The organism is Aquabacterium sp. A7-Y (assembly GCF_026153205.1).
In the GTDB taxonomy this organism is placed as follows: Bacteria; Pseudomonadota; Gammaproteobacteria; order Burkholderiales; family Burkholderiaceae_C; genus Caldimonas.
In genome coordinates this window covers 19,023-41,225 of sequence record NZ_JAPFBW010000015.1, presented here as the reverse complement: position 1 = coordinate 41,225, position 22,203 = coordinate 19,023, and the positions used below count along the sequence as shown (strand labels likewise).

The following is a 22,203-nucleotide window of genomic DNA, read 5'->3' as shown; positions in this document are numbered from 1 at the left end:
CGCTGCCCGATCGCGGTCCGCCCCGTCCTCTCTTTCCCACCAGCCGAGGCCCGAGATGTCCAAGCTGAAAAAAATCGTCTGCTCCTTGCTGATCGTCGCATTGACCCCCCTGCCTCAGGCGGCCTGGGCGACGACGACTTTGTTCAATTCGACCTCGATGAACGCGGTGCCGCCGAACATCGCAGCCGAGGGCACGAAGCCGATGATGATGATCGCCGCCTCGCGCGATCACACCCTCTTTGCCCCCATCTACACGGACTACGAGGACATTGATGGCGACAACGTCATCGACTTCACCTTCAAGCCCACCTATAAGTACTACGGCTACTTCGACGCGACGAAGTGCTACACGTACGACACCTCCAACAACCGCTTCAATCCGTCGGCACTCGCCGTCGTCAGCACCAACCGGTATACCTGCACCGGTTCGACCGAGTGGAGCGGAAACTTCCTGAACTGGGCCACGATGACGCGCCTCGACGTCGTGCGCAAGATGCTGTACGGCGGCAAACGTTCCACCGACACCGTCACGGATACGGTGCTGGAGCGGGCCAACCTGTCGCAGGACTCCCACTCCTTCGTCAAGTTCTACGCAGGCACCGACATCGACGACTACACCCCTTATTCGGTCTCCGCGCTGACAAAAAGCGGCAACTACTACGGCCTGACGATCTGCAACCGTTCGTCGTCCAGCGGCTCCGGCGGCAATCCGGTCATCCGTCTCGCGAAAGGCAACTACAGCCTGTGGGCCACGATCGGTGGCACGGTGTGCCGCTGGAAGGAGGAAGGGACCGACCGTGCGAATTTCGGCGGCAAGGTGCGGGGTTATTTCCGGGACTCGGCCTTGGGCGGCGCCACCGTGCCCGGCACGGCCACCGCTCTGCCTCACGAATCGACCATCCCCTCGAACCAGGCCAGCGCCGATGGCGCCGTTTATAGCGGCGTCGGTCCCGAGCTGACGGTGCGCGTCAAGGTCTGCGTCCCGTCCTTGCTCGGCGAGGAGCAGTTGCGGTGCAAGGCCTACGGCTCCAACCACAAGCCCTTCGGTCTCCTGCAGGAATTCGGCCTCAGCGAAACCGCCACGTCTGCGGCGCGAAGCGAATTCGGCATGATCACCGGAAGCTACGACTCGAACCTGCAGTTTGGTGCCCTGCGGAAAAACATGGGCAGCATGAACAACGAGATCGACGCCACCACGGGGCGGTTCTGTCACCTGGGAGGCTGCGGCGACGTCGTGAAGGGAGCGATCGCAGCCCTCGACAGCGTGGTGCTCTACGGTGCATCGGCCTACGATACCGAAGCCAACGGGGGTTTGACCTGGGCGCTGCCAAGCGAAATGACCAACGGTCGGTTCCCTGCCTGGGGCAACCCGATGGGCGAGATGATCGTGCAGTCCCTGCGCTACTACGCCGGGCTTGCGACACCCAGCCCGGCCACCACCCGGGACGCCGCGCTCGGCATGCCGACCGGCATCAGCTGGCAAGACCCGCTGACGGACACCGCAGCACGACGCAGCGCCTACGGGAACGCGGTGTGCCGCCCGATGAACGTGCTGGCGATCTCCAGCGGTGCACTGAGCTACGACACCGAAGCCGGCACCTGGTTTGAGGGCGGCGGCACGGTCAGTGCACTGCCCAACAGGAGCCGCGGCGATCTCGCCCAATACACCAACGTCATCGGCGCGCAAGAGAACCTGAACAACACGTTGCGCTCGGTCGGATCGGTCTCTGGTGACTTCGGCCAGGATTGTTCCGGCAAGACACTCACCAACCTGGCGTCGGTCACCGGCATCTGCCCGGAAGCGCCAGGGGTCAAGGGATCCTATCTGGCAGCCGGCGCGGCGCTGTATGCCAACACCTCCAACATCAAGACGCTGTCCGCGGCGGAGCGGCCTAGCGACCTTCCCTCGACCGCACTCAAAGTCAAAACCTATGCCGCATCGCTGGCCGGCGGGGTCGCTCGCATCGAGGTGAAGATCCCGGGCACCAACCGGTTTGTCTACATCACGCCGGAAAGCGCCTGGAACATGAGCGCCCACGTCAGCCCGCAGTCTCGCAAGGACAAATATCCGGGCCAATTGATGCCCGGCGCCATGCTCACCTTCCGGACCCTGAGCGCCTCGGCCACTCACGGCGCCTTTGTTGTCACATGGAACGATGCGCAGTTCGGCGGCGACTACGACATGGACATCGTTGGTTTCCTGCGCTACGACATCATCGGCAGCAACGAGTTGCAGATCACCACGGACATTCTCAATGTCGACGCCGGCGCGAAAGGCAGCCACGGTTTCAGCGTCATCGGAACGAACGCCGACGGACGTTATCTGACGCACGGCATCAACACCTTTGCCGACGCCGGGGACTGCACCAACTCCAGCGCCCGCAGCAACCGGTGCACCTTCGTCAACGCAGGCATCGGCTCCAGCACCTGGGACCAGGCCAGCTCCTACCGCACGCAGACGAGAACCTTCACGATGAGCGGCGTCGAGAACGTCATGTTGCGCGACCCGCTCTGGTATGTCGCGAAGTACGGCAGCTTCGACTCGAAAAACGCCACCCTGCCGACCAACCCCGACACCTGGGACGTGCGCCGCAACGACGGCCAGACTTGCGGGGGCAGCACTGGCCGGGCCTGCAGCGACGGAGAGCCTGACGGCTACTTCCTCGCCCGCCGCCCGGAACTGCTGGAACGACAGCTGCGCGAAACGCTGGAGCAGATCGTCGCTGCGTCGAACGCGGCGCCGGCCGTCTCGTCGTCGCAGCTGCAGACCAACAGCTTCAAGTATGTCGCGGAGTTCGAACCGGCCTCCAAGAGCGGAACGGTGCGTGCCTACCGGCTCTTGCCCAGCGGCGACTTCACGTCGACCACGACCTGGGATGCAGGCGCCAACCTCACGACCGCCACCAACCGTCAGGTCATCACCAATGACCTGACCGCCGACGGACCGCAAGGCCTCCCGTTCAACTGGGACAACCTCAGCCAAAACTACAAGAACGCCATTGTGGGCGTCAACCTCAGCGGCTTGCCCGCCGCTGAGCGCGCAGAGAAGGAGACATGGGGCGATCAGCTCGTCGACTTCGTGCGCGGCGACCGCACCAACGAAGCGAGCAGCGGCAAGTTCCGGGTCCGCAATTCGAGCAACATCATGGGCACGGTGGTCAATTCCTCGCCCTGGATACAGACGCGACCCAGCGCCCGCTTCTTGGCCTCCCAGTTCGACGCGGACACCCCTTCGTATTTCGACTTCGTCGTCGGCAACGGCTCACGCCGCAACCTGCTGTGGGTCGGCGCGAACGACGGTATGCTGCATGCGTTCAAAGCCGACGGTGCGGATGACAGCGGTGAGCTGTTGACCGATGTCGGTGATCCTGTCCTTTCCTATGTTCCCAGCCCTTTGGCGAACCGGCTGCGGCTGTCCGCCGACTACAGCACGACCATCGATGCGCTGATGGACGGATCGCCCTACACCGGCGACGTCCTGATCGGCACCGGCGAATCCCGCGAATGGAAGACCTATCTGTTCAGCAGCCTCGGCCGTGGCGGGCGCGCCGTGTTCGCGCTCGATGTCACGAGCCTCAGCAACTTGACGGAAACGGGCGCCAACAACGTCTTCAAGTGGATGATGACGTCGACGGACGACCCTGATCTCGGCCACGTCCTCAGCGAGGCGACCCTGCATACCCAGAGCCGCCAGGCCTCGCCGATCATGCACATGAACAACGGCAAGTTCGGCGTGCTGGTGCCCAACGGGTACGGCTCGACGTCCGGCAAGGCGGTCTTGTTCATCCTGTCGGCCGAAGGCCCGGGCACCGGGGCCTGGTCGGCCGGCGGCGCACAACCGAACTACTACAAGCTGGATACCGGCGTCACCGGCAACAACGGATTGATGGGCGCCACCTGGGTCGACAAGGACAACAACGGCACCGCCGACATCGTCTACGCCACCGACCTGCGCGGCAACCTCTGGAAGTTCGACATCAGCAGCAGCGATCCATCCCAATGGAAGTCGGCCTTCCGCACCAGCACCGGCGTTGCTGAACCCTTGTTCAAGGCGCGCGACGGCTCGACCGAATTGCCCTTCACGACGGCCCCGGCGATCTCCTTCCCGCCCTTCGGCGGAACGATGGTCGTCGCCGGCACCGGGCGGGCCCTCCTCAGCGGCGATTTCCCGAGCAGCAACCGGGCGAACCGGATGTATGGCATCTGGGACCGCCGCGAGTTCTCCACCACGCCTCGCGGGCGTGCGCTTCCGCAATCGATCAGCACGCTGGCGCGACGCCAGCTGCAGCGCCAGACCGATGGCACCTTGCGCGTCACCAGCGGCAGCGCCATCGACTGGACCACCCAGGATGGCTGGTACCTCGACTTTCCGGCCACCGGCAGCGGCACCGGAACGTCGGAGATGGTGTTGAGCAATCCCGAGCTGCGTGAAGGCACCATTGCCTTCACCACCGTGCGGCCCGCCGACGCGAGCCAGAACCTTTGCTTCAGGACGCCGCCGGCGAGCCTGTACCTGGTGGATCCCGTGACCGGACTTCCGAACGCAGACACCCTGGGCAGCTACACTGTGACCGACCCGGACGGCACGACGCGAACGGTTTATGTGGTCGGGGTGGCGAGCGCCGATCAGCGCGTGCGTATCGTCCGTGACGGCTCCACCCGCTCGACCGGGACGAATGGTGAGGACCGCAACGGCGATGGTGACAAGGACGACGCGGGCGAGGCGCCCCAACCCGGCGCCTGTCCGGCGGGGTTCCAGCTGGTGCGCGTGGTCGGCCGCGGTGAGGAGCGCAACCTCTGTTTCTCCGCGAACCAGGCTCGCATCCAGTGGCGCGAGATCCCCGGCTTGAAGACCTACTGAGAATGGCAGCAGGAGACCCCATGTCCTCGAGCGGCATCACATCTCGCCGACACCCGGCACTCGGCTTTACCCTCATCGAATTGATGATCACGGTCGCCGTCGTCGCCATCCTCTCCGCGATCGCCTACCCCTCCTACACCGAGTACATCGCGAAGGGCCGGAGGGCACAGGCACGCACCCAGCTGCTGGCGGCCCAGCAATGGATGGAGAGGTTCTACAGCGAAAACTACCGCTACGACGAGAACAGCGCGGGAACCGACGTCGCGGATCTGTTGGCGGACCAACCCTTCTCGACCGCCCCTGCCGCCGGAGAGGGCAGCGCGGCGTACAACATCGCGCTGTCCGACGTGGACGAGACCACCTACACCCTGAGGGCCACACGCACCGGCGGGGCCCACAACGACAAGTGCGGTGACTTCCAGTTGGAAGGGACCGGCCGAAAGTCCGTGGCCAACTACGACAGCACCCGCTATGCCACCGCGGAGGCGGCCGCGGAGGCGTGCTGGCGCTGATCCCTTTTTTCGAGCCGGAGTGAAGCGCAGGTCGGCTCGCGCCGGGGAAGCCGCGCCGTGGCGGCGCCGTGCCATGCTGTGCGGCTGCGTGATGCTGGCGCTCGCTGTCCACCTCGGCGTCGGCCTGTTGCTGCCCTCGCCGGTTCCCGCCCACCGCCTCTCCCCCCCACCTCGTACGACGGTCGCGACCGTCGTGTCGCCGCTGCCCGCGCCTCCCGCGGCCGAGCCGGCCATTCCCGTCTTGCTTCCGGCCGACACGGCACCGCCACTCGGCCGCGGCGAGGCACCCCTCGCCCCCGTCCCTGTCGCCAGCGGCGCGTCTTCAGCTCCCGCGCCAGCCGCCACCGACACGTCGAGGTCGGCGGCCGAGCCGCCCGGCGACCCGGCTTCGGCAGCTGCGCCGGACGACGACACCCTGCACTATTGGTGGCCCCACGAGGTCGAACGCAAGGCAATGCCCGAGCCGGAACTCCAGATCGATGTAGCATCGCTGACCGGCCTCGATGCCCACCGGGCGGTGCTTCACTTGTGGATTTCCGCGGACGGCCATGTCGATCGGTGGGAGCTCCTGTCCGCGACCCCGTCCGGAGACTGGCCGCAAGCGCTGTTCGCCCCCCTGCCGCTGACGCGCTTCGCCCCGGCCCTGCGGCAGGGGCGGCCGGTGCGGATGCAGCAGACCATCGAGCTGGTCATCGACACACGACCTCCTTGAACCCAACTTCAGAACGCATGCCGGCACCCTTAGACGCCCTGATGCAGCGAGCCCTGGACCTGGCCGCGCTGGCCAAACCCATCGCCTCGCCCAATCCCAGCGTCGGCTGCGTCCTGCTGTCCTCCGAGGGGGCGGTCATCGGCGAAGGCCACACCCAGGCGGCCGGGTCGGACCACGCGGAGATCTCCGCGATGAAGGACGCGCGCGCCCGAGGCCATACGCTGTCCGGCGCGACGGCCGTCGTCACCCTGGAACCGTGTGCCCATCACGGCCGCACCGGCCCCTGTGCCGACGCGCTCATCCGGGCCGGCGTCAAGCGTGTCGTCGCCGCACTCGAGGATCCTTTCCCCGCCGTGGCGGGCGCCGGCTTCGCACGCCTGCGAAACGCCGGGGTGGAGGTCCAGGTCGGGCTGCTGGCGGAACCGGCCCGCGAGATGAACCTGGGCTTTTTCAGCCGCATCCAGCGCGGCCGGCCCTGGGTGCGCGTGAAGATCGCCGCCTCGCTGGACGGGCGCACTGCGCTCGACAACGGCATCAGCCAGTGGATCACCTCCCCCGAGGCCCGCGAGGACGGTCAGCGCTTCCGCGCCCAGGCCTGCGCGATCCTGACCGGCAGCGGCACCGTGCAGGCGGACGACCCGCGCCTGGACGTGCGCCTGGCCGGCGCGGCCCGGCAACCGCTGCGGGTGGTGCTCGACTCCGAGCTGACCCTGAGGCCGGACGCGCGCATCGTCGCCCCACCCGGCCGCCTGCGGGTCTACACCGCGTCGGACGAGCGCGCCAAGATTGACGCGCTGGCCGAGGCCGGCGTGGAGATCGTCCCGCTGCCCGGGCCGGACGGCCGGGTCGACCTGCCGGCGACGCTGCAGCACCTGGCCCGCAGCGGCACCGGCGACCTGCACGTCGAGGCCGGCCCCACACTCGCAGGCGCCCTGGTGGCCCACGGCTTGGCCGACGAGTTCCTCGTCTACCTGGCGCCGAAGCTGCTGGGCCGGGGCCGCGACATGCTGCAATGGGGCCCGCTCGAAACGCTGGCGCAAGGCGTTTCGCTGCGACTGCTCGACACCCGGCCGGTCGGCCCCGACCTGCGCATCCTGGCCCGGGTCGAGGGCCACGACCGGTTCTGATCATCTGCGACACGTTTGCTGCACTGCAGCGCCCGGCCTGCGACAATAGCGCCATGTTTACCGGCATCATCACCGCGACCGGCGAGGTCACCTCCGCCACCCTCCTCGGCGACAGCGCGGCACACGGCCGGCGTCTGGCCGTCCGGGCCCCCACCGGCTATCTGGACGACGTCCAGCTCGGCGACAGCATCGCGCTCAACGGCGCCTGCATGACGGCCACCGCGATCGACCTGGCCAGCAACACCTTCACCGTTGACGTCTCGCAGGAAAGCCTGGCGCGCACCGCCGGCCTCGACGGGCCCGGGCCGGTCAATCTGGAGAAGGCAATGCGTCCGCTGGACCGCCTCGGCGGCCACATGGTCAGCGGCCATGTCGACGGCCTCGGCAGCGTGACGCACTTCGCCCAGCTGGGCGAGTCCTGGGAGCTGAGGGTGCTGGCACCGACCGAGCTGCGCAAATTCATTGCCTACAAGGGCTCGGTCACGGTCAATGGGGTCAGCCTGACCGTGAACCGGGTGGTCGACCTGCCCGAAGGCGCGGAGTTCAGCATCAACCTGATCCCCCACACGGTCTCGCACACCACGCTGGGCTTGCTCAAGGTCGGGTCGCGCGTGAACCTGGAGATCGACCTGATCGCCCGCTATGTCGAACGCATGCTGACCACCGGGCTGCCACCCGCCGCCTGAGCCTCATCGCCATCCCGGGCCGCCGGGGTCCTGCGGCTCCCGGCGCAGGGCCCCTTGCAGCGCCCCTGGCCGGCGCGTGCCATGCCGGCCCACTTACAATTGCCTCCCATCATGCCCATCTCTCCCGTCCCCGAAATCATCGCCGAGCTGGCGGCCGGCCGCATGGTCATCCTCGTCGATGAGGAAGACCGCGAAAACGAAGGCGACCTGGTGCTCGCTGCGGACCATGTCACGCCCGAGGCGATCAACTTCATGGCCAAGTACGGCCGCGGGCTGATCTGCCTGACCCTCACGAAGGAACGCTGCGAACGGCTGCAGCTGCCGCCGATGGCGACCCGCAACGGCACCCGGCACGGCACCGCCTTCACGGTCTCGATCGAGGCAGCCACGGGCGTCACCACCGGCATCTCGGCGGCCGACCGGGCCCAGACCGTGCGGGCCGCAGTGGCGCGCGAGGCGACCGCGCGCGACCTGGTGCAGCCCGGCCACATCTTCCCGCTGCAGGCCCAGGAAGGCGGCGTGCTGATGCGCGCCGGTCACACCGAGGCGGGCTGCGACCTCGCCGGCATGGCGGGCCTCACGCCCGCCGCCGTGATCTGCGAGATCATGAACGACGACGGCACCATGGCACGCCTGCCGGACCTGGAGGTCTTTGCGCGCGAACACGGCCTGAAGATCGGCACCATCGCCGACCTGATCGAATACCGCAGCCGCAACGAAACCCTGGTCCAGCGTGCCGGCGAACGCACCTTGCGCACCGCCCAGGGCGAGTTCCGCTGCATCGCCTACCGCGACCGCTCGGAGGGCCTGCACCTGGCCCTCACGCACGGCCGCTGGAGCGAAAACGACGAAGTGGCGGTGCGCGTGCACGAGCCGCTGTCAGTGTTCGACCTGCTCGACGCCGGCGAATGCAGCCACTCCTGGCCGCTCGGCAAGGCGCTGGCGCGCCTGCAGCAGGAGCCCAGCGCCGTTGCGGTGCTGCTCAACTGCGGCGAGAGCGTCGAGGACCTGCTGGAGCACTTCCAGCCCGAGGCGGCCGAGCGCTCGCGTCAGCGCGGCCAGATTGACCTGCGCACCTATGGCGTGGGCGCGCAGATCCTGCGCGACCTCGGCGTCACCCGCATGAAGCTGCTCGGCAGTCCGCGCCGGATGCCGAGCATGGTGGGTTACGGCCTGGAAGTGACCGGCTTTTTCGGTCCCGAGGCCTGAGCGCCCCTCCCGCCCCCACTGAACCCCATTCCAAGGACATTTTCATCATGCAAGGCGCAGACAAAGGCCAGGCCAGCGACCTCGACGGCGAGGACCTGCGCATCGGCATCGTGCAGGCGCGTTTCAACGAAGCCATCACGTCCAAGCTCGCCGAGGCCTGCCTGGCGGAGCTGCACGCGCTGAAGGTCGCCTCCCGGCACATCGAGCACGTGCTGGTACCCGGTGCGCTCGAAGTGCCGGTGGCGCTGCAGGCCATGGCCGAGAGCGAACGTTTCCATGCGCTGATCGCGCTGGGCTGCATCATCCGCGGCGAGACCTACCATTTCGAGCTGGTCGCCAACGAGAGCGGCGCCGGCGTTACCCGGGTCTCGCTGGATCACCAGCTGCCCATCGCCAATGCCATCCTGACGGTCGAGAACGAGGCACAGGCCTGGGCCCGCACCGAAGAAAAAGGCCGCGATGCCGCCCGCGTGGCGGTCGAGATGGCCAACCTCCTGGAAGACCTGACGTGAGCAGCGACGACAAACCCGCAGGCAAGCCGCAGGGCAAGCGCCCGCCGCAGAAGTCGGCGCGCCGCCGCTCGCGTGAACTGGCCCTGCAGGGGCTCTACCAGTGGCTGGTCTCGGGCAGCGATGCCGCAGAGATCGAGGCCCATGTGCGCGAGATCGAAGGTTTCGGCAAGGCCGACGCGGCGCACTTCGACGCGCTGCTGCACGGCTGCATCCGCGATGCCGCCGACATCGACGCCACGCTGGCCCGCCACGTCGACCGCAAGACCACCGAGCTGTCGCCGGTCGAGCACGGCGTGCTGATGATCGGCGCCTACGAACTCAAGCACTGCATCGACATCCCCTACAAGGTCGCGATCAACGAGGCGGTCGAACTGGCCAAGAGCTTCGGCGGCACCGATGGCCACAAGTACGTCAACGGCGTGCTCGACAAGGCAGCCGCCGAGCTGCGCCCGGTCGAGGTCGACGCCGCCCGCAACGCCCGCCGCTGAACCGCTTCCGGTGGCCCCGATGAAGTTTGCAGAGCGCACCGGGCTCATCGAGCCCTTCTACGTCATGGAGTGCGCGAAGGCCGCCGACGAGTTGGCCCGCAGCCCCGCCTGCGACCCCGCGCGCGGCGGCCGCCCCATGATCTACCTCAACATCGGCGAACCCGACTTCACCGCGGCGCCGCTGGTGCAGGAGGCCGCGCAGCGCTGCGTGGTCGACGGCCTGACCCAGTACACGCCGGCGCTCGGCCTGCCCGAGCTGCGCGAGGCCATCAGCGGCTGGTACCGCTCGCGCTTCGGCGTGCAGGTGCCGGCGCGGCGTATCGTGGTCACGGCCGGCGCGTCCGGGGCGCTGCAGCTGGCCTGCCTGGCACTGGTCGACGCCGGCGACGAGGTCCTGATGCCGGACCCCAGCTACCCCTGCAACCGCCACTTCGTCGCGGCCGCCCAGGGACGCGCGGTGCTGCTGCCCAGCGGGCCCGAGCAGCGCTTCCAGTTGAGCGCAGCCGCCGTCCAGGCGGCCTGGGGCGAACGCAGCCGCGGCGTGCTGCTGGCCTCGCCCTCGAACCCGACGGGCACCTCCATCCACCCCGACGAGATGCGCCGCATCGCCGAGTTCGTGCGCTCGCGCGGCGGCGTCACGCTGGTGGACGAGATCTACCTGGGTCTGAGCTTCGACGACACCTACGGCCAGACCGCGCTGGCGCTCGGCGAAGACATCGTCACCCTCAACAGCTTCTCGAAGTACTTCAGCATGACCGGCTGGCGGCTGGGCTGGATGGTGGTGCCCGAGGCCATGGTGCCGGTGGTGGAAAAGCTGGCGCAGAACCTCTACATCTGCGCTTCCGCGGTGGCGCAGCGCGCCGCGCTGGCCTGCTTCGAGGCGGAGAGCCTGGCCGAGTTCGAGCGCCGCCGCGCCGAGTTCCGGCGTCGCCGCGACTACCTGGTGCCGGCGCTCGACGGCCTGGGACTGCGTGTGCCGGTGCTGCCCGACGGCGCCTTCTATGCCTGGGCCGACTGTTCGGCCCATCACGCCAGCAGCTGGGAGTTCGTGTTCGACCTGATGCAGCGGGCCCAGCTCGCCATCACCCCGGGGCGCGACTTCGGCAGCCACGGCACCGAGCGCTACATTCGCCTCTCCTATGCGAGCCGCATGGGCTCGCTCGAGGAAGCCGTCGACCGCCTGAAGAACGTGCTTTGACGTGAGCGTCCTGAGCACTGCGTCACAGGACGTTACCCAACGCACCCCTTTAGGGGACATTTGTCACGGTTCCTTGTGTTGAGCACGTCTATTGCTTCGTCTAAGCTGGCGCCGTGGAATTCCAGAAGACCGTCTTTGCCCTCACGCCTGAACAGGCCCTGGAGGCCGAACGTGCCGCCCTCAGGGCCGGGCAGGAGGAGCCGAGCGTGACGGCGCCGACGCCCCTGCATCCCGACGGCAGCGACGCCTCGGTCTTCGGCCCCGATGCCGACGACCTGCTCGGCACGGCAGCGGCCCGCGGTAACGGCCGCGCCCCGGTCTACGACGACCTGCCCACGATCGGCTACATCGGCCGCTACGCGCTCAAGTACCGCCTCGGCGAGGGCGGCCTGGGCACGGTGTATGCTGCTCACGACCCGCTGCTGACCCGCCTGGTCGCCATCAAGACCCTGAGCCTGGACCTGTCGCCCGAGGCCCGCGAGCAGTTCAACGAGATGTTCCTGAACGAGGCGCGCGCGGCCGGCGGCCTCAACCACCCGCACATCGTCACCGTCTTCGATGCCGGCACCAGCCCGCAGGGCGCCTACATCGCGATGGAACTGCTCAAGGGCAAGGACCTGCGGCAACTGCTCAAGGAAGGCTGGCGCCCCACCCCGGTGGAGGCCGCATTGATCATCCGCCGCGCCGCCGACGCGCTGTCCTATGCGCACTCGCGCGGTGTGGTGCACCGCGACGTCAAGCCCGCCAACATCTTCATGGTCGGTCGCACCCAGCCCAAGGTGCTGGACTTCGGCATCGCCCAGGTCGCCAGCCAGCAGGAAAGCGGCAGCTCCGGCGGCGACGACTATGTCGCCGGCTCGCCCTACTACATGGCCCCCGAGCAGGTCCGTCATGAGAACGTGGACCGGCGCTGCGACGTGTTCTCGCTGGGCGTGGTGCTCTACGAGTTGCTCACCGGCGTCAAACCCTTCCAGGGCGCCACGCTGACCGAGATCGCCACCGCGGTGGTCACGCGTACGCCGCTGCCGGCCGACGAGGTCAACCGGCATGTGCCGGCGCCGCTCGCCGCGATCGCCGCACGCGCCATGGAAAAAGACCCGGAGGACCGCTTCCGCTCGGCCCGCGTGCTCTCGCGCGAGTTGCGCCATTGGCTCGACGAACAGAACGAGGCGGCCCTGCAGGACGAGGTCACCGGCGTGCAGCGCCGCAGCCAGCGTCGGCGCTGGGTGATGGGCGGGCTGGCGACCGGTGCGGTGGTCGCCGCCGTCGCGATCAACCTGAGCGACCTGCTCGTGCCGGCCCCCGCGGCGCCCGCGGCCGCCTCCCGGGCGGCGGCCGGGCCTGCACCGGCGCCGTCCGCCGTGGCAACGACCGCCACCGGCGAGGTGCCGGCCACGGCGGCGCTCGACCCCTTCGAGACCCTGCTCGGCGCTCCCGCGGAGACCGCCTCGGCGGCGGCCGGATCGGCCGCCAGCGCGGCCGGCGAGGTGCGCCGCCTGCCCGCCGCCACTGGGCAGGTGAACCTGGCGGTCAGCCCCTGGGGCCATGTCGAGGTCGACGGCGTCGCGGCCGGCACCGTGCCGCCGCTGACCCGCCTGAGCCTGTCCGAGGGCCGGCACACGATCACGATCCGCAACGACGAATTCCCGCCGTACACCGTCACGGTGAACGTGACGGCCGCGCAGCCGGTGACCCTCAGACATAAATTCGGTTCATGAGACAGCTGCTTGTTTTCGGCGCTCTGTGCGCGCTCCTGGCGGGCTGCGCGGAGCTGGTGCCCCAGCCTGCCCAACCCGCGCCCACCGCCGCACCCGCCGCGCCCGGCGCGCCGGCCCCCGCCCCGGCACCCGCCCCCGGCGTCAGCGACCTGCTGGCGCGGCCGGCCGAGCGGGCCTTGCTCTACGGCATGCGCGCCTACGACGACGCTCAGTACCCCGAGGCCGAGCGGCAGCTCAATCGCGCCCTGCAGGCCGGCCTGGCCTCCCCGCGAGACCGCGCCGCGGCCCACAAATACCTGGCCTTCATCTACTGCACCAGCCAGCGCACCGCGCTGTGCGAAGCCGCTTTCCGCGCCGCGCGGCGGGCCGACGCGGGCTTCGCGTTGAGCAAGTCGGAAGCCGGCCACCCGCTGTGGGGACCGGTGTTCGTGCGCAGCCAGCGCTGAAGCGCTCGCCGCAGCGGCGATAATCGCCGCTCTTCGACCACGCCCTGATGCATGCCTGACGCCCGCCGAGCGGACCCCACCCCGTTTATCCACCCAGTGCGGATCTACTGGGAAGACACCGACGCCGGCGGCGTCGTGTTCTACGCCAACTACCTCAAGTTTTTCGAGCGCGCCCGCACCGAGTGGCTGCGCGCCCGCGGCTGGGAGCAGGAAAAGCTGAGGCAGGAAGCCGGCGTGATGTTCGTGGTGGTCCAGACGGCCGTGCGCTACCGCCAGCCGGCGCGCCTGGACGACCAGCTCGACATCACCGTGGCGCTGCGGCATGCCGCGCCGGCCTCGCTGCATTTCATGCAGCAGGCGCTGCGCCAGGGAACTCTGGTGGCCGAAGGCGACATCAAAATCGGCTGCGTCGACGCCACCACCTTCAGGCCGCGACGCATTCCAGCAGAACTACTCCAGGAAACAACGACATGAACCAGGACCTGTCCATCTTCCAGCTGATCTTGCACGCCACCCTGGTGGTGAAGATCGTGATGGCCTTGCTGTTGCTGATGTCCCTGGCCAGCTGGACGGTCATCTTCGGCAAGTTTTTCGGCCTGGGCCGGGTGCGCGGGCTCAACGACGACTTCGAGCGCGAATTCTGGTCGGGCCGCAACCTCAACGACCTCTACAACCTGGCCTCCGACAGCCCCCGCAAGGGCGGCCCGATGGAGCGCATCTTCGCCTCCGGCATGCGCGAGTTCCTCAAGCTGCGCGAGCGCCGCGTCAACGACGCCGGCGCCCTGCTCGACGGCGCTCGCCGCGCGATGCGGGCCAGCTTCCAGCGTGAGATGGACGCGGTGGAGTCGCACCTCTCCTTCCTGGCCTCGGTCGGCTCGGTGGCGCCCTATGTGGGCCTGTTCGGCACCGTGTGGGGCATCATGCACGCCTTCACCGGCCTGGCCAACATGCAGCAGGTGACGCTGGCGACCGTCGCGCCGGGCATCGCCGAGGCCCTGGTCGCCACCGCGATCGGCCTGTTCGCCGCCATTCCGGCGGTGGTCGCCTACAACCGCTACGCCCGCGACATCGACCGCGTGGCGATCAAGCTGGAGACCTTCATCGAGGAGTTCTCCAACATCCTGCACCGCAACATCGGCCATGCCCCGGGTCTTCCCGGGCAGGTCGGCCAGTAAGGGACACGCACGATGCCAGCCGTCAGCCCCCGCGGCGGATCGCGCCGCCGCACCATCAGCGAGATCAACATGGTGCCCTTCATCGACGTGATGCTGGTGCTGCTGATCATCTTCATGGTGAGCGCCCCGATGATGACCACCGGCATGATCGACGTGCCCTCGGTGGGCAAGGCCGCGCAGGCCCCCGAGCGGGTGATCGAGGTGGTGGTGGCCGCCGACGAGACCCTGAAGCTCAAGGTCAACGGCAAGGACAGCGGCAAGACCACGCTGGAGGCCGTGGCCTCGGAGGTCAAGGACGCGCTGGCGGGCGTCGACAACGCACCCGTCGTGATCTCGGCCGACAAGGCCGTCAAGTACGAGACCGTGGTCAAGGTGATGGACAAGCTGCGCCGCGCCGGCGTGCAGCGGGTCGGCCTGTCGGTCAAGACCACCGGCTGACGACACCATCATGGCACCCGTCTCCGCCGAACGCGACGATCTGCTGCCGCGTGCCCCCGACAAGCGCGGCCCCGGCCTGCTGCTGGCCTTGCTGATGCACGGCCTGCTGATCGGCGGCCTGGCCCTGGGCCTGAACTGGCGCTCCAGCGAGCCCGAGGGCGTGGAGGCCGAACTGTGGGCGGCGGTGCCGCAAGCGGCCGCGCCGGCCGAGCCACCTCCCCCGCCGCCGCCCGAGCGCGAGCCGGAGCCGGTGCGCCAGCCCGAGCCGCCCCCGCCGCCGCCAAAGCAGCGCGTCGAGCCCGAGCCCGACCGCGAGGCCGAAATCGCGATCGAGAAGGAACGCGAGAAGAAGCGCAAGGAAGCGCGCGAACGCGAGGAGCGCGAAGAGGCCGAGCGCCAGGAGAAGCTGGCCCGCGAACGGCGCGAAAAACAGGAAGAGGAAAAGCGCGCCAAGCTGGAAGAAGAGGAAAAGAAGCGCGAGAAGCTGGAGCAGGAGCGCAAGGAGCAGCAGCGCAAACGCGAGCTCGCCGATGCCGAGCGCAAGAAGCGCGAGGAACAGGACAAGCGCCTGCAGGCCCAGCGCGACGACCGCCTCAAGCGCCTGATGAGCCAGGCCGGCACCGGCAGCGCCGAGCAGGGCGCGCCGCAGGGCGGCGCCGCGGCCGGCTCGCCCTCGGCCAGCTATGCCGGCAAGATCATTGCGCGGGTACGGCCCAACATCGTCTTCAGCGACGTCGTGGCTGGCAACCCCAGCGCCGAGGTCGAGGTGCGCGCCGCGCCGGACGGCACCATCCTGGGCTCGCGCCTGATCAAGTCCAGCGGCAGCGACGAATGGGACCAGGCGGTGCTGCGCGCGGTCGACAAGACGCAGACGCTGCCGCGCGACGAAAACGGCCGCGTGCCCTCGCCGATGATCCTGCGCTTCCGTCCGCGCGACCTGTAGGCCGAGCTGTCGGCGCCCCCTCGGGGGCTCGCCGCCTCAATCCACCAGCGCCAGCAGGTCGGTCATCCCGGGGTCGACGCCGGCCTGCATCAGCAAGGTCGTGATCTGCCCGCGGTGGTGGGTCTGGTGGTTGAAGAAGTGGCTCAGCGCCTGCCAGCAGGGGTGGCGCCGCGCCAGCCCCTTGCTGGTGGTGTAGGCGAAGGAGGCCGACACCAGCTCGGGCGTCAGCTGCGCGGCAAAGGCCTCGATGGCGGCGTCCATGCGCTGCCGGTGGCGCACCATCACATCGAAATCCTCGAAGACCTGCATGTCCAGCCCGGTGAAAGGCGGCAGGCTCAGCACCTCCTCGTCCAGCATCTCGAAGCCCGGCCCCAAGCCCGCGAAGCGCCCCAGCCACAGCTTGTCGCCCACCACCAGGTGGTTGAAGGTGCCGTGGATGGAGCCGAAAAACGCACCACGGTCGCGCTTGCGCTCGGCGTCGCTCAAGGACGCGGCGGCCTCCAGCAGCCGGGCGTTGATCCAGGTGTTGTAGCGGGCCATCCAGCGGTAGTGGGCCGTCAGTGCCAGGGGTGGTTCGGACATCGGCATTGCGTCGGGTGAAAACAGGCCCCGAGTCTAGGGTCTGTTCACACCGCCCGTCGCGCGGTTCTAATGCCGGCTGCAGCAAGACCAGCGCCGCAGTGCGCGCCAACCTTGAGGGGGATCCGATGTCCTACATGCTTCTGATCGTCGAGCCGATCGGCCAGAGACGCACCCGCAGCGAGGCCGAGGGACGCGAGGCCTACGAGCGCATGCAACGTTTCGGCGAGGACCTGCAAGCCCGCGGACTGCTGCGCGCCAGCGAGTCGCTCGCCTCCCAGGCCGACGCGGCCCGGGTCGAGGTGCGCGGCGGGAAACGCCGCGTGCTCGACGGGCCTTTCGCTGAAGCCAAGGAAATGATCGGCGGCTTTTTCCTGCTGAACTGTCACACCCGCGACGAGGCCATCGCCATCGCCGCAGAGTGCCCGGCCGCCCAGTGGTGCACGGTGGAAGTGCGCGCCCTGGCCCCCTGTTACGAAGAAGCGCAGCGGGCTTGAAAGCAGCCCAGGGTTTTCCCCCGTCTTTTTTGCGTCGAGCCGCTGTCGAAATCGCCGCGCCTGTTTCGTCGTGGGAGTGGAAGCCGAACTGCAGGGCCTCAGGTCCAGCAGACCGGCCCGACACCGACCCATTCGAAGGAGAACCGCGATGCGATTCATGATCCTGTTGAAGGCCAGCGCCGACAGCGAGGCCGGCGCCATGCCCGAAGAGCCGCTGATCGCCGCGATGGCGGACTACCACGAACAACTGGCGCAGGCCGGCGTGCTGCTGGACGCCTCGGGCCTGCAACCGAGCGCCAAGGGCTGGCGCATCCGCTATGAAGGCGGCCGCCGCCAGGTCATCGACGGTCCCTTCGCAGAGACCCAGGAACTGATCGCCGGCTACACCCTGATCCAGGTGCGCTCGCGCGAGGAGGCGCTCGACTGGACCCGCCGCTTCCCCGCCCCGCACGGCGACACGGTGCGCGGCGAGATCGAGGTGCGGCAGGTCTACGAGCTGGACGACTTCGGTCCGAGCGAAAGCATGGCCCGCTTCCGCAAGATCGACCTCGGCCACCCGCAGGCGGCGACCTGAAAACCCTGGCCGAGCGCGCCTGAACGCCGCCCGCCCTTCCTCAACAAGGACCTCATCATGCACTCCCAGATCTTCGTCAACCTCCCGGTCAAGGACCTGTCGCGCTCGCGCGCCTTCTTCGCCGCCCTCGGCTACGAGTTCAACCCGCAGTTCACCGATGACAAGGCCGCCTGCATGGTCGTCGGCGAGAACATCTTCGCGATGCTGCTGGTCGAGTCGTTCTTTCAGACCTTCACCCAAAAACCGGTGGCCGACGCGACGAAAAGCACCGAGGTGCTGGTCTGCCTGTCCTGCGAGAGCCGCGCCCGGGTCGACGAGCTGGTCGCCAAGGCGCTGGCGGCGGGCGGCAGCGCACCGAACCCGGCGCAGGACCACGGCTTCATGTACGCCCACGGCTTCCAGGACCTCGACGGCCACGTGTGGGAGCTGGTGTACATGGACCCGAACGCGGCGCCGCCGCAAGCATGAGCCCCGCCCGGCCGCCCGAAGGGGCTCGCACCGCAGTGCGTGGCACGGAGGTTACCGAATGAGGCCGGTGCACGGCAAGCTCGGGAGGCCGCGTTGACGGACGCCAACACCCATCGGGCCATCGAGGCGACCTGGCGCATCGAGCGCGCCAGGATCATCGCGGTCGTGCTGCGTATGGTGCGGGACTCGGGCTGGCCGAGGAGCTGGCACAGGACGCGCTGGTCGCGGCGCTGGAGCACTGGCCCGCGGCCGGCGTACCGGCGAACCCCGGCGCCTGGCTCACGGCCACCGCGAAAAACCGCGCCCTCGACCACCTGCGCCGAGACCGCATGCTGGCCGAGCGGCACGAGCAGATCGGCCGCGAGCTCGAAGCACAGGAGGCCCTGATCGTGCCGGACTTCGTCGACGACCTGGATGCCGCCCGCGCCGACCAGGTCGGCGACGACATGCTGCGGCTCATCTTCACCGCCTGCCACCCGGTGCTGTCCACCGAGGCGCGCGTGGCGCTGACCTTGAAGCTGCTCGGCGGCCTGACAACCCCCGAGATCGCGCGGGCCTTCCTGGTGCCCGAGGCCACCATCGCGCAGCGTATCGTGCGCGCCAAGCGCACCCTCGGCAGCGCCGGCGTGCCCTTCGAACTGCCGCGCGGCGACGCGCTGGCAGCCCGCCTGGCCTCGGTGCTGGAAGTCATCTACCTGATCTTCAACGAAGGCTACACCGCCACCTCGGGCGAGGACTGGATGCGGCCCGCGCTGTGCGACGAGGCGCTGCGCCTGGGGCGCATCCTCGCCGGCCTGGCGCCGCAGGAGCCCGAGGTGCACGGCCTGGTCGCCCTGATGGAGCTGCAGGCCTCGCGCGCGGCCGCCCGCACCGACGCCGGCGGGCAGCCGGTGCTGCTGCTGGAGCAGGACCGCGGACGCTGGGACCGGCTGCTGATCCGCCGCGGCCTCATTGCGCTCGAACGGGCCCAGGCCCTGGGCGGTGCACACGGCTTCTATGTGCTGCAGGCCGGCATCGCCGCCTGCCATGCGCGCGCCGCGCGGCCGCAGGACACCGACTGGGCGGGCATCCTCGCCCTGTACGACCTGCTGGCCCAGGTCGCGCCCTCGCCGGTGGTCGAACTCAACCGTGCGGTCGCGGCCGGCATGGCCCACGGGCCGGCCGCCGGGCTCGCGATCGTCGACGCGATGCGGGCGGACAGCGCGCTGCAGCACTACCCCTGGCTGCCCAGCGTGCGCGGCGACCTGCTCGCCAAGTTGGGCCGAGCCGCGGAAGCCATCGAGGAGTTCGAGCGTGCTGCGGCGCTGACGCACAACGTGCGCGAACGCGAGCTGCTGCTGGGGCGGGCCCGCGGCCTCGCCGGCAGCGCCTGAGCTCGGTGTCGTTCAGCCCGTGGTGGAAGCGAACAGGCGCGAGTCGATGCGGCTCGACACGACATCGTCCGAGGCCCAGAAGCGCACCCGGTTGCGCCCGGCCCGCTTGGCCTCGTAGAGCGCATCGTCGGCTTGCCTCAGCAGGTCCACCACGTCGCTGCGCCCGCTCTGCAGGGCCTGGGCCGAGGCATAGGCAACGCCCACGCTCATCGTGCAGCTGAGAAAGCTGCGGCCGGTGTCGATCTCCAGGGTTTCGAAGCTGCGCCTCAGGCGGTCGGCGAACACCCGGGCACCCGGCACGTCGGTACCCGGCAGCACCAGGCAGAACTCCTCGCCGCCGAGACGCGCGAACACATCAGTCTCGCGCTTGGCGCGCTGCACCAGGTGGGCGAGCGCCCGCAGCACCAGGTCGCCGGCATGGTGGCCGTGGTTGTCGTTGACCTGCTTGAAGTGGTCGATGTCCAGCATCAGCACCGCGACCGACTGGCCGAGCTGGGTCGACAGGGCCGTCAGCCGCGCCGTGTGCTCCTCGAAGCCGCGCCGGTTCAAGGCGCCGGTCAGCGGGTCGCGCACCGCCAGCTGCCGCAGCCGGGCAGCCAGGCGGAAGTTGACGAGCAGCACGTAGAGCAGCACCTGCGCACCGGTCGCGACGAAGGCGAAGGCGATCAGGACGGTGTTGGCGTGCACGACCACCGCGGGCAGGGGGCTGTTGCCGGACGAGGCGAGCAGCGCGCAGCGCCACAGCCAGCCGGTCGCTCCCAGCACGCCGCACAAGGCGAGGCCCAGGTAGATCGGGGCGCCCGGGCCGCGCAGCTGCTTCAGGGCCGTCCACGAGATCGACAACCAGGCGCCGGCACTCATCGCCGAGACCACCACGGTGTGCTGGCGCGACATGCCATACAGCTCGAGGGCGCCGCCCAGCACCAGTTGGACGAGCACCGCCACCGCGAGCCAGCGCGCGCCGGGCGGCGCCCCGCAGAAGCGGCGCAGCCCCTGGCTCACCATGCAGATGCCCAGCAACAGCACCGAATCGCCGAGCACGTAGACCGCGCGCGCCCAGGGACCGTGGGCCTGGGCCTGGCTGCTGGCGATCAGCGCGCCGGCCAGCGCGAGCAGCGCGCCGCCGCCCCACCAGCGCGGCCCCGGCGTGTCGGGCACCAGGCGCGCAAGCACCAGCAGCAACACGGCGGCGATGAACAGCAACACCGCATAGCCGAGCGTGATACCCCAGAACTGCGCCGGGCCGAACACCAGATCCAGGCTCACTCGGTCACCTCCGTGCTCCGCACTGCGGTGCGAGCCCCTTCGGGCGGCCGGGCGGGGCTCATTGGGTCACCTCCGTGCTGCGCACTGCGGTGAGCCCCTTCGGGCGGCCGGGCGGGGCTCATTCGGTCACCTCCGTGCTGCGCACTGCGGTGAGCCCCTTCGGGCGGCCGGGCGGGGCTCATACCCCCCTCCCCAAAGCAGCCCGCAGGCCCGCCTCGGGCGCCGGCACGGCGGGTCGCGTGGCGGCCAGTGTGCAGCGGTCGCGGCCCTGGCCCTTGGCCTGGTAGAGCGCCTGGTCGGCGCGCGCCAGCAACTCGTCCCAGTCCGCCTCCTCGGCCGCCATCGCGGCCACGCCGATGCTGACCGTCACGGCGAGCGGCGTCCCGTCCCGGGCGGCCAGGACCAGCGCCTTGACGGCCTGCCGCAGGCGCTCGGCCTGCTCGAGGGCGGCGCCGCCGTCGGCCCCGGGGAGCAGCACGACAAATTCCTCGCCGCCCAGGCGGCCCACCAGCGCGCCCTGCGGAAACTGGGCGCCGAGCACGTGGGCGACACGCTGCAGCACCTCGTCGCCGGTGGCGTGGCCGTGGCTGTCGTTGACGGTCTTGAAGCCGTCCAGGTCGCAGACCAGCAGGGCGACGGGCCGGCCCACCCGGCGCGCGAAGGACAGCGTGCCCGGTACCGCCTCATCGAGCCCGCGCCGGTTGTAGAGGCCGGTCAAGGCATCCCGCACGGTCATGCAAGCGAGTGCCTCGTTCATGCGGGCGGTCATCAAGAGCGCCAGGCCGGTGATGACCGCCAGGATGGTCACCGTGGTCACCATGCTCGCGGCGGCCTGCACCTGCATCACCCATCCCCGCTCCAGCGGCAGCAGGATCAGCACGGCCCGCAGCAGCGCCAGCGCGGCGATGGTGCCGAAGCCGGCCTGCAGGTAGAGGCGCACTTCGCGCAGCCGCGTGCCGGCGACGTGGCCCAGGGTGCCGAGGGCGGCGATGGCCAGCACGGCGATGCCGACGCAGCGCACCACGATGCGGGCGGCCACATTGGGCAGCAGGGCGGTGAACAAGGCGGTGACCACCAGGCTGGCCAGCACCACACCGCCCGCCAGCGCCCACGGGCGCGACAGGCGCAGGTAGTGGCGCAGCCCGATCACGAGCAGCGCGTAGCCGCTCAGCAGCAGCGGCTCGCGCAGCACCAGCAGCAGGGCCGGCAGCGCCTCGCCGCGCCCGACCAGGGCGCTGCCGACGCTCAGGGGCAGGATGGCCAGCGCCCAGTAGTGGGCACCGTCGGAGTCAGGCACCCGGCGCACGGCCAGTCCGAGCAGCGCGGACAGCAGCAGGCCCAGCCCGGCGCCGATGATCGAAACAATGGAGAAGTCCAAGCAGGAACACGCCTCTTCGCTACAGCCCGGCACGGCCGGCATG

21 protein-coding genes and 1 pseudogene are annotated in these 22,203 nt (G+C 69.4%); 19 read left to right on the top strand and 3 right to left on the bottom strand.

All coding sequences use genetic code 11. The features are described from left to right. The first annotated feature begins 55 nt into the window (after nt 1–55). From OOT46_RS15125 to tolA, 15 genes are all read left to right on the top strand, one after another. Nucleotides 56–4,861: a pilus assembly protein gene (locus OOT46_RS15125; RefSeq protein ID WP_265404446.1), complete on the top strand. Its 4,806-nt coding sequence runs from the start codon at nt 56–58 to the stop codon at nt 4,859–4,861. Nucleotides 4,862–4,881: 20 nt separating this feature from the next. Beyond that, the gene (locus tag OOT46_RS15120) at nt 4,882–5,373 is read left to right on the top strand and encodes a type IV pilin protein (protein ID WP_265404445.1); all 492 of its coding nucleotides are present in this window, start codon (nt 4,882–4,884) and stop codon (nt 5,371–5,373) included. A gap of 73 nt (nt 5,374–5,446) precedes the next feature. After that, a complete protein-coding gene (locus tag OOT46_RS15115) occupies nt 5,447–6,085 on the top strand; it encodes a hypothetical protein (RefSeq protein WP_265404444.1) in 639 nt (212 codons plus the stop codon). 17 nt (nt 6,086–6,102) lie between these two features. Further along, a complete protein-coding gene (gene ribD / locus OOT46_RS15110; RefSeq protein WP_265404443.1) occupies nt 6,103–7,212 on the top strand; it encodes a bifunctional diaminohydroxyphosphoribosylaminopyrimidine deaminase/5-amino-6-(5-phosphoribosylamino)uracil reductase RibD in 1,110 nt (369 codons plus the stop codon). Between the two features lie 53 nt (nt 7,213–7,265). Beyond that, the gene (locus OOT46_RS15105) at nt 7,266–7,898 is read left to right on the top strand and encodes a riboflavin synthase (protein WP_265404442.1); all 633 of its coding nucleotides are present in this window, start codon (nt 7,266–7,268) and stop codon (nt 7,896–7,898) included. 111 nt (nt 7,899–8,009) lie between these two features. Beyond that, nucleotides 8,010–9,107, top strand: coding sequence for a bifunctional 3,4-dihydroxy-2-butanone-4-phosphate synthase/GTP cyclohydrolase II (gene ribBA, locus OOT46_RS15100; RefSeq protein WP_265404441.1), 1,098 nt, complete (start codon nt 8,010–8,012; stop codon nt 9,105–9,107). 47 nt (nt 9,108–9,154) lie between these two features. After that, nucleotides 9,155–9,619: a 6,7-dimethyl-8-ribityllumazine synthase gene (gene ribH, locus OOT46_RS15095; protein ID WP_265404440.1), complete on the top strand. Its 465-nt coding sequence runs from the start codon at nt 9,155–9,157 to the stop codon at nt 9,617–9,619. Further along, on the top strand, nt 9,616–10,107 hold the full coding sequence (nusB, locus tag OOT46_RS15090; protein WP_265404439.1) for a transcription antitermination factor NusB: 492 nt from the start codon (nt 9,616–9,618) through the stop codon (nt 10,105–10,107). Before ribH ends, nusB begins: the two co-directional genes overlap by 4 nt. 19 nt (nt 10,108–10,126) lie before the next feature. Further along, entirely contained in the window at nt 10,127–11,305 is a 1,179-nt protein-coding gene (locus OOT46_RS15085; protein WP_265404438.1) for a pyridoxal phosphate-dependent aminotransferase, read from the top strand. 113 nt (nt 11,306–11,418) lie between these two features. Next, nucleotides 11,419–13,023, top strand: a complete 1,605-nt coding sequence (locus tag OOT46_RS15080) for a serine/threonine-protein kinase (RefSeq protein ID WP_265404437.1) — start codon at nt 11,419–11,421, stop codon at nt 13,021–13,023. Continuing rightward, nucleotides 13,020–13,469: a TssQ family T6SS-associated lipoprotein gene (locus tag OOT46_RS15075; protein WP_265404436.1), complete on the top strand. Its 450-nt coding sequence runs from the start codon at nt 13,020–13,022 to the stop codon at nt 13,467–13,469. The genes OOT46_RS15080 and OOT46_RS15075 overlap by 4 nt, the downstream gene beginning before the upstream one ends. A 51-nt stretch (nt 13,470–13,520) precedes the next feature. Continuing rightward, on the top strand, nt 13,521–13,943 hold the full coding sequence (gene ybgC / locus OOT46_RS15070) for a tol-pal system-associated acyl-CoA thioesterase (protein WP_265404435.1): 423 nt from the start codon (nt 13,521–13,523) through the stop codon (nt 13,941–13,943). Then, the gene (gene tolQ, locus OOT46_RS15065) at nt 13,940–14,644 is read left to right on the top strand and encodes a protein TolQ (RefSeq protein WP_265404434.1); all 705 of its coding nucleotides are present in this window, start codon (nt 13,940–13,942) and stop codon (nt 14,642–14,644) included. The genes ybgC and tolQ overlap by 4 nt, the downstream gene beginning before the upstream one ends. 12 nt (nt 14,645–14,656) lie before the next feature. Beyond that, a complete protein-coding gene (locus OOT46_RS15060; RefSeq protein ID WP_265404433.1) occupies nt 14,657–15,082 on the top strand; it encodes a biopolymer transporter ExbD in 426 nt (141 codons plus the stop codon). A 10-nt stretch (nt 15,083–15,092) separates the two neighbouring features. Then, nucleotides 15,093–16,025 (top strand): cell envelope integrity protein TolA, encoded by a 933-nt coding sequence (tolA, locus tag OOT46_RS15055; protein ID WP_265404432.1) that lies wholly within the window; start codon nt 15,093–15,095, stop codon nt 16,023–16,025. A 36-nt stretch (nt 16,026–16,061) separates the two neighbouring features. On the opposite strand, the gene OOT46_RS15050 is transcribed toward tolA, so the two are convergent. Further along, entirely contained in the window at nt 16,062–16,607 is a 546-nt protein-coding gene (locus OOT46_RS15050) for a DinB family protein (RefSeq protein ID WP_265404431.1), read from the bottom strand. Between the two features lie 125 nt (nt 16,608–16,732). Here OOT46_RS15050 and OOT46_RS15045 point away from each other — a divergent pair, with 125 nt between their 5' ends. From OOT46_RS15045 to OOT46_RS15030, 4 genes and pseudogenes are all read left to right on the top strand, one after another. Then, entirely contained in the window at nt 16,733–17,101 is a 369-nt protein-coding gene (locus OOT46_RS15045; protein ID WP_265404430.1) for a YciI family protein, read from the top strand. 148 nt (nt 17,102–17,249) lie between these two features. Further along, entirely contained in the window at nt 17,250–17,675 is a 426-nt protein-coding gene (locus OOT46_RS15040; RefSeq protein WP_265404429.1) for a YciI family protein, read from the top strand. Between the two features lie 57 nt (nt 17,676–17,732). Then, nucleotides 17,733–18,143, top strand: a complete 411-nt coding sequence (locus OOT46_RS15035) for a VOC family protein (RefSeq protein WP_265404428.1) — start codon at nt 17,733–17,735, stop codon at nt 18,141–18,143. A gap of 93 nt (nt 18,144–18,236) precedes the next feature. Continuing rightward, nucleotides 18,237–19,516 (top strand): annotated as a pseudogene (locus OOT46_RS15030) (RNA polymerase sigma factor). A 12-nt stretch (nt 19,517–19,528) separates the two neighbouring features. On the opposite strand, the gene OOT46_RS15025 reads toward OOT46_RS15030, so the two are convergent. Further along, nucleotides 19,529–20,782, bottom strand: a complete 1,254-nt coding sequence (locus tag OOT46_RS15025) for a sensor domain-containing diguanylate cyclase (RefSeq protein WP_265404427.1) — start codon at nt 20,780–20,782, stop codon at nt 19,529–19,531. 178 nt (nt 20,783–20,960) lie between these two features. Then, complete coding sequence (locus OOT46_RS15020; RefSeq protein WP_265404426.1) at nt 20,961–22,160, bottom strand: sensor domain-containing diguanylate cyclase; 1,200 nt, start codon at nt 22,158–22,160, stop codon at nt 20,961–20,963. Nucleotides 22,161–22,203: the final 43 nt, after the last annotated feature.

What these genes read in the sequence shown, in the direction of transcription:
- OOT46_RS15125 (WP_265404446.1), top strand. Translation starts at nt 56, where the DNA reads ATGTCCAAGCTGAAAAAAATCGTCTGCTCCTTGCTGATCGTCGCATTG.
- OOT46_RS15120 (WP_265404445.1), top strand. Translation starts at nt 4,882, where the DNA reads ATGTCCTCGAGCGGCATCACATCTCGCCGACACCCGGCACTCGGCTTT.
- OOT46_RS15115 (WP_265404444.1), top strand. Translation starts at nt 5,447, where the DNA reads ATGCTGTGCGGCTGCGTGATGCTGGCGCTCGCTGTCCACCTCGGCGTC.
- ribD (WP_265404443.1), top strand. Translation starts at nt 6,103, where the DNA reads ATGCCGGCACCCTTAGACGCCCTGATGCAGCGAGCCCTGGACCTGGCC.
- OOT46_RS15105 (WP_265404442.1), top strand. Translation starts at nt 7,266, where the DNA reads ATGTTTACCGGCATCATCACCGCGACCGGCGAGGTCACCTCCGCCACC.
- ribBA (WP_265404441.1), top strand. Translation starts at nt 8,010, where the DNA reads ATGCCCATCTCTCCCGTCCCCGAAATCATCGCCGAGCTGGCGGCCGGC.
- ribH (WP_265404440.1), top strand. Translation starts at nt 9,155, where the DNA reads ATGCAAGGCGCAGACAAAGGCCAGGCCAGCGACCTCGACGGCGAGGAC.
- OOT46_RS15085 (WP_265404438.1), top strand. Translation starts at nt 10,127, where the DNA reads ATGAAGTTTGCAGAGCGCACCGGGCTCATCGAGCCCTTCTACGTCATG.
- OOT46_RS15075 (WP_265404436.1), top strand. Translation starts at nt 13,020, where the DNA reads ATGAGACAGCTGCTTGTTTTCGGCGCTCTGTGCGCGCTCCTGGCGGGC.
- ybgC (WP_265404435.1), top strand. Translation starts at nt 13,521, where the DNA reads ATGCCTGACGCCCGCCGAGCGGACCCCACCCCGTTTATCCACCCAGTG.
- tolQ (WP_265404434.1), top strand. Translation starts at nt 13,940, where the DNA reads ATGAACCAGGACCTGTCCATCTTCCAGCTGATCTTGCACGCCACCCTG.
- OOT46_RS15060 (WP_265404433.1), top strand. Translation starts at nt 14,657, where the DNA reads ATGCCAGCCGTCAGCCCCCGCGGCGGATCGCGCCGCCGCACCATCAGC.
- tolA (WP_265404432.1), top strand. Translation starts at nt 15,093, where the DNA reads ATGGCACCCGTCTCCGCCGAACGCGACGATCTGCTGCCGCGTGCCCCC.
- OOT46_RS15050 (WP_265404431.1), bottom strand. Translation starts at nt 16,607, where the DNA reads ATGTCCGAACCACCCCTGGCACTGACGGCCCACTACCGCTGGATGGCC.
- OOT46_RS15045 (WP_265404430.1), top strand. Translation starts at nt 16,733, where the DNA reads ATGTCCTACATGCTTCTGATCGTCGAGCCGATCGGCCAGAGACGCACC.
- OOT46_RS15040 (WP_265404429.1), top strand. Translation starts at nt 17,250, where the DNA reads ATGCGATTCATGATCCTGTTGAAGGCCAGCGCCGACAGCGAGGCCGGC.
- OOT46_RS15035 (WP_265404428.1), top strand. Translation starts at nt 17,733, where the DNA reads ATGCACTCCCAGATCTTCGTCAACCTCCCGGTCAAGGACCTGTCGCGC.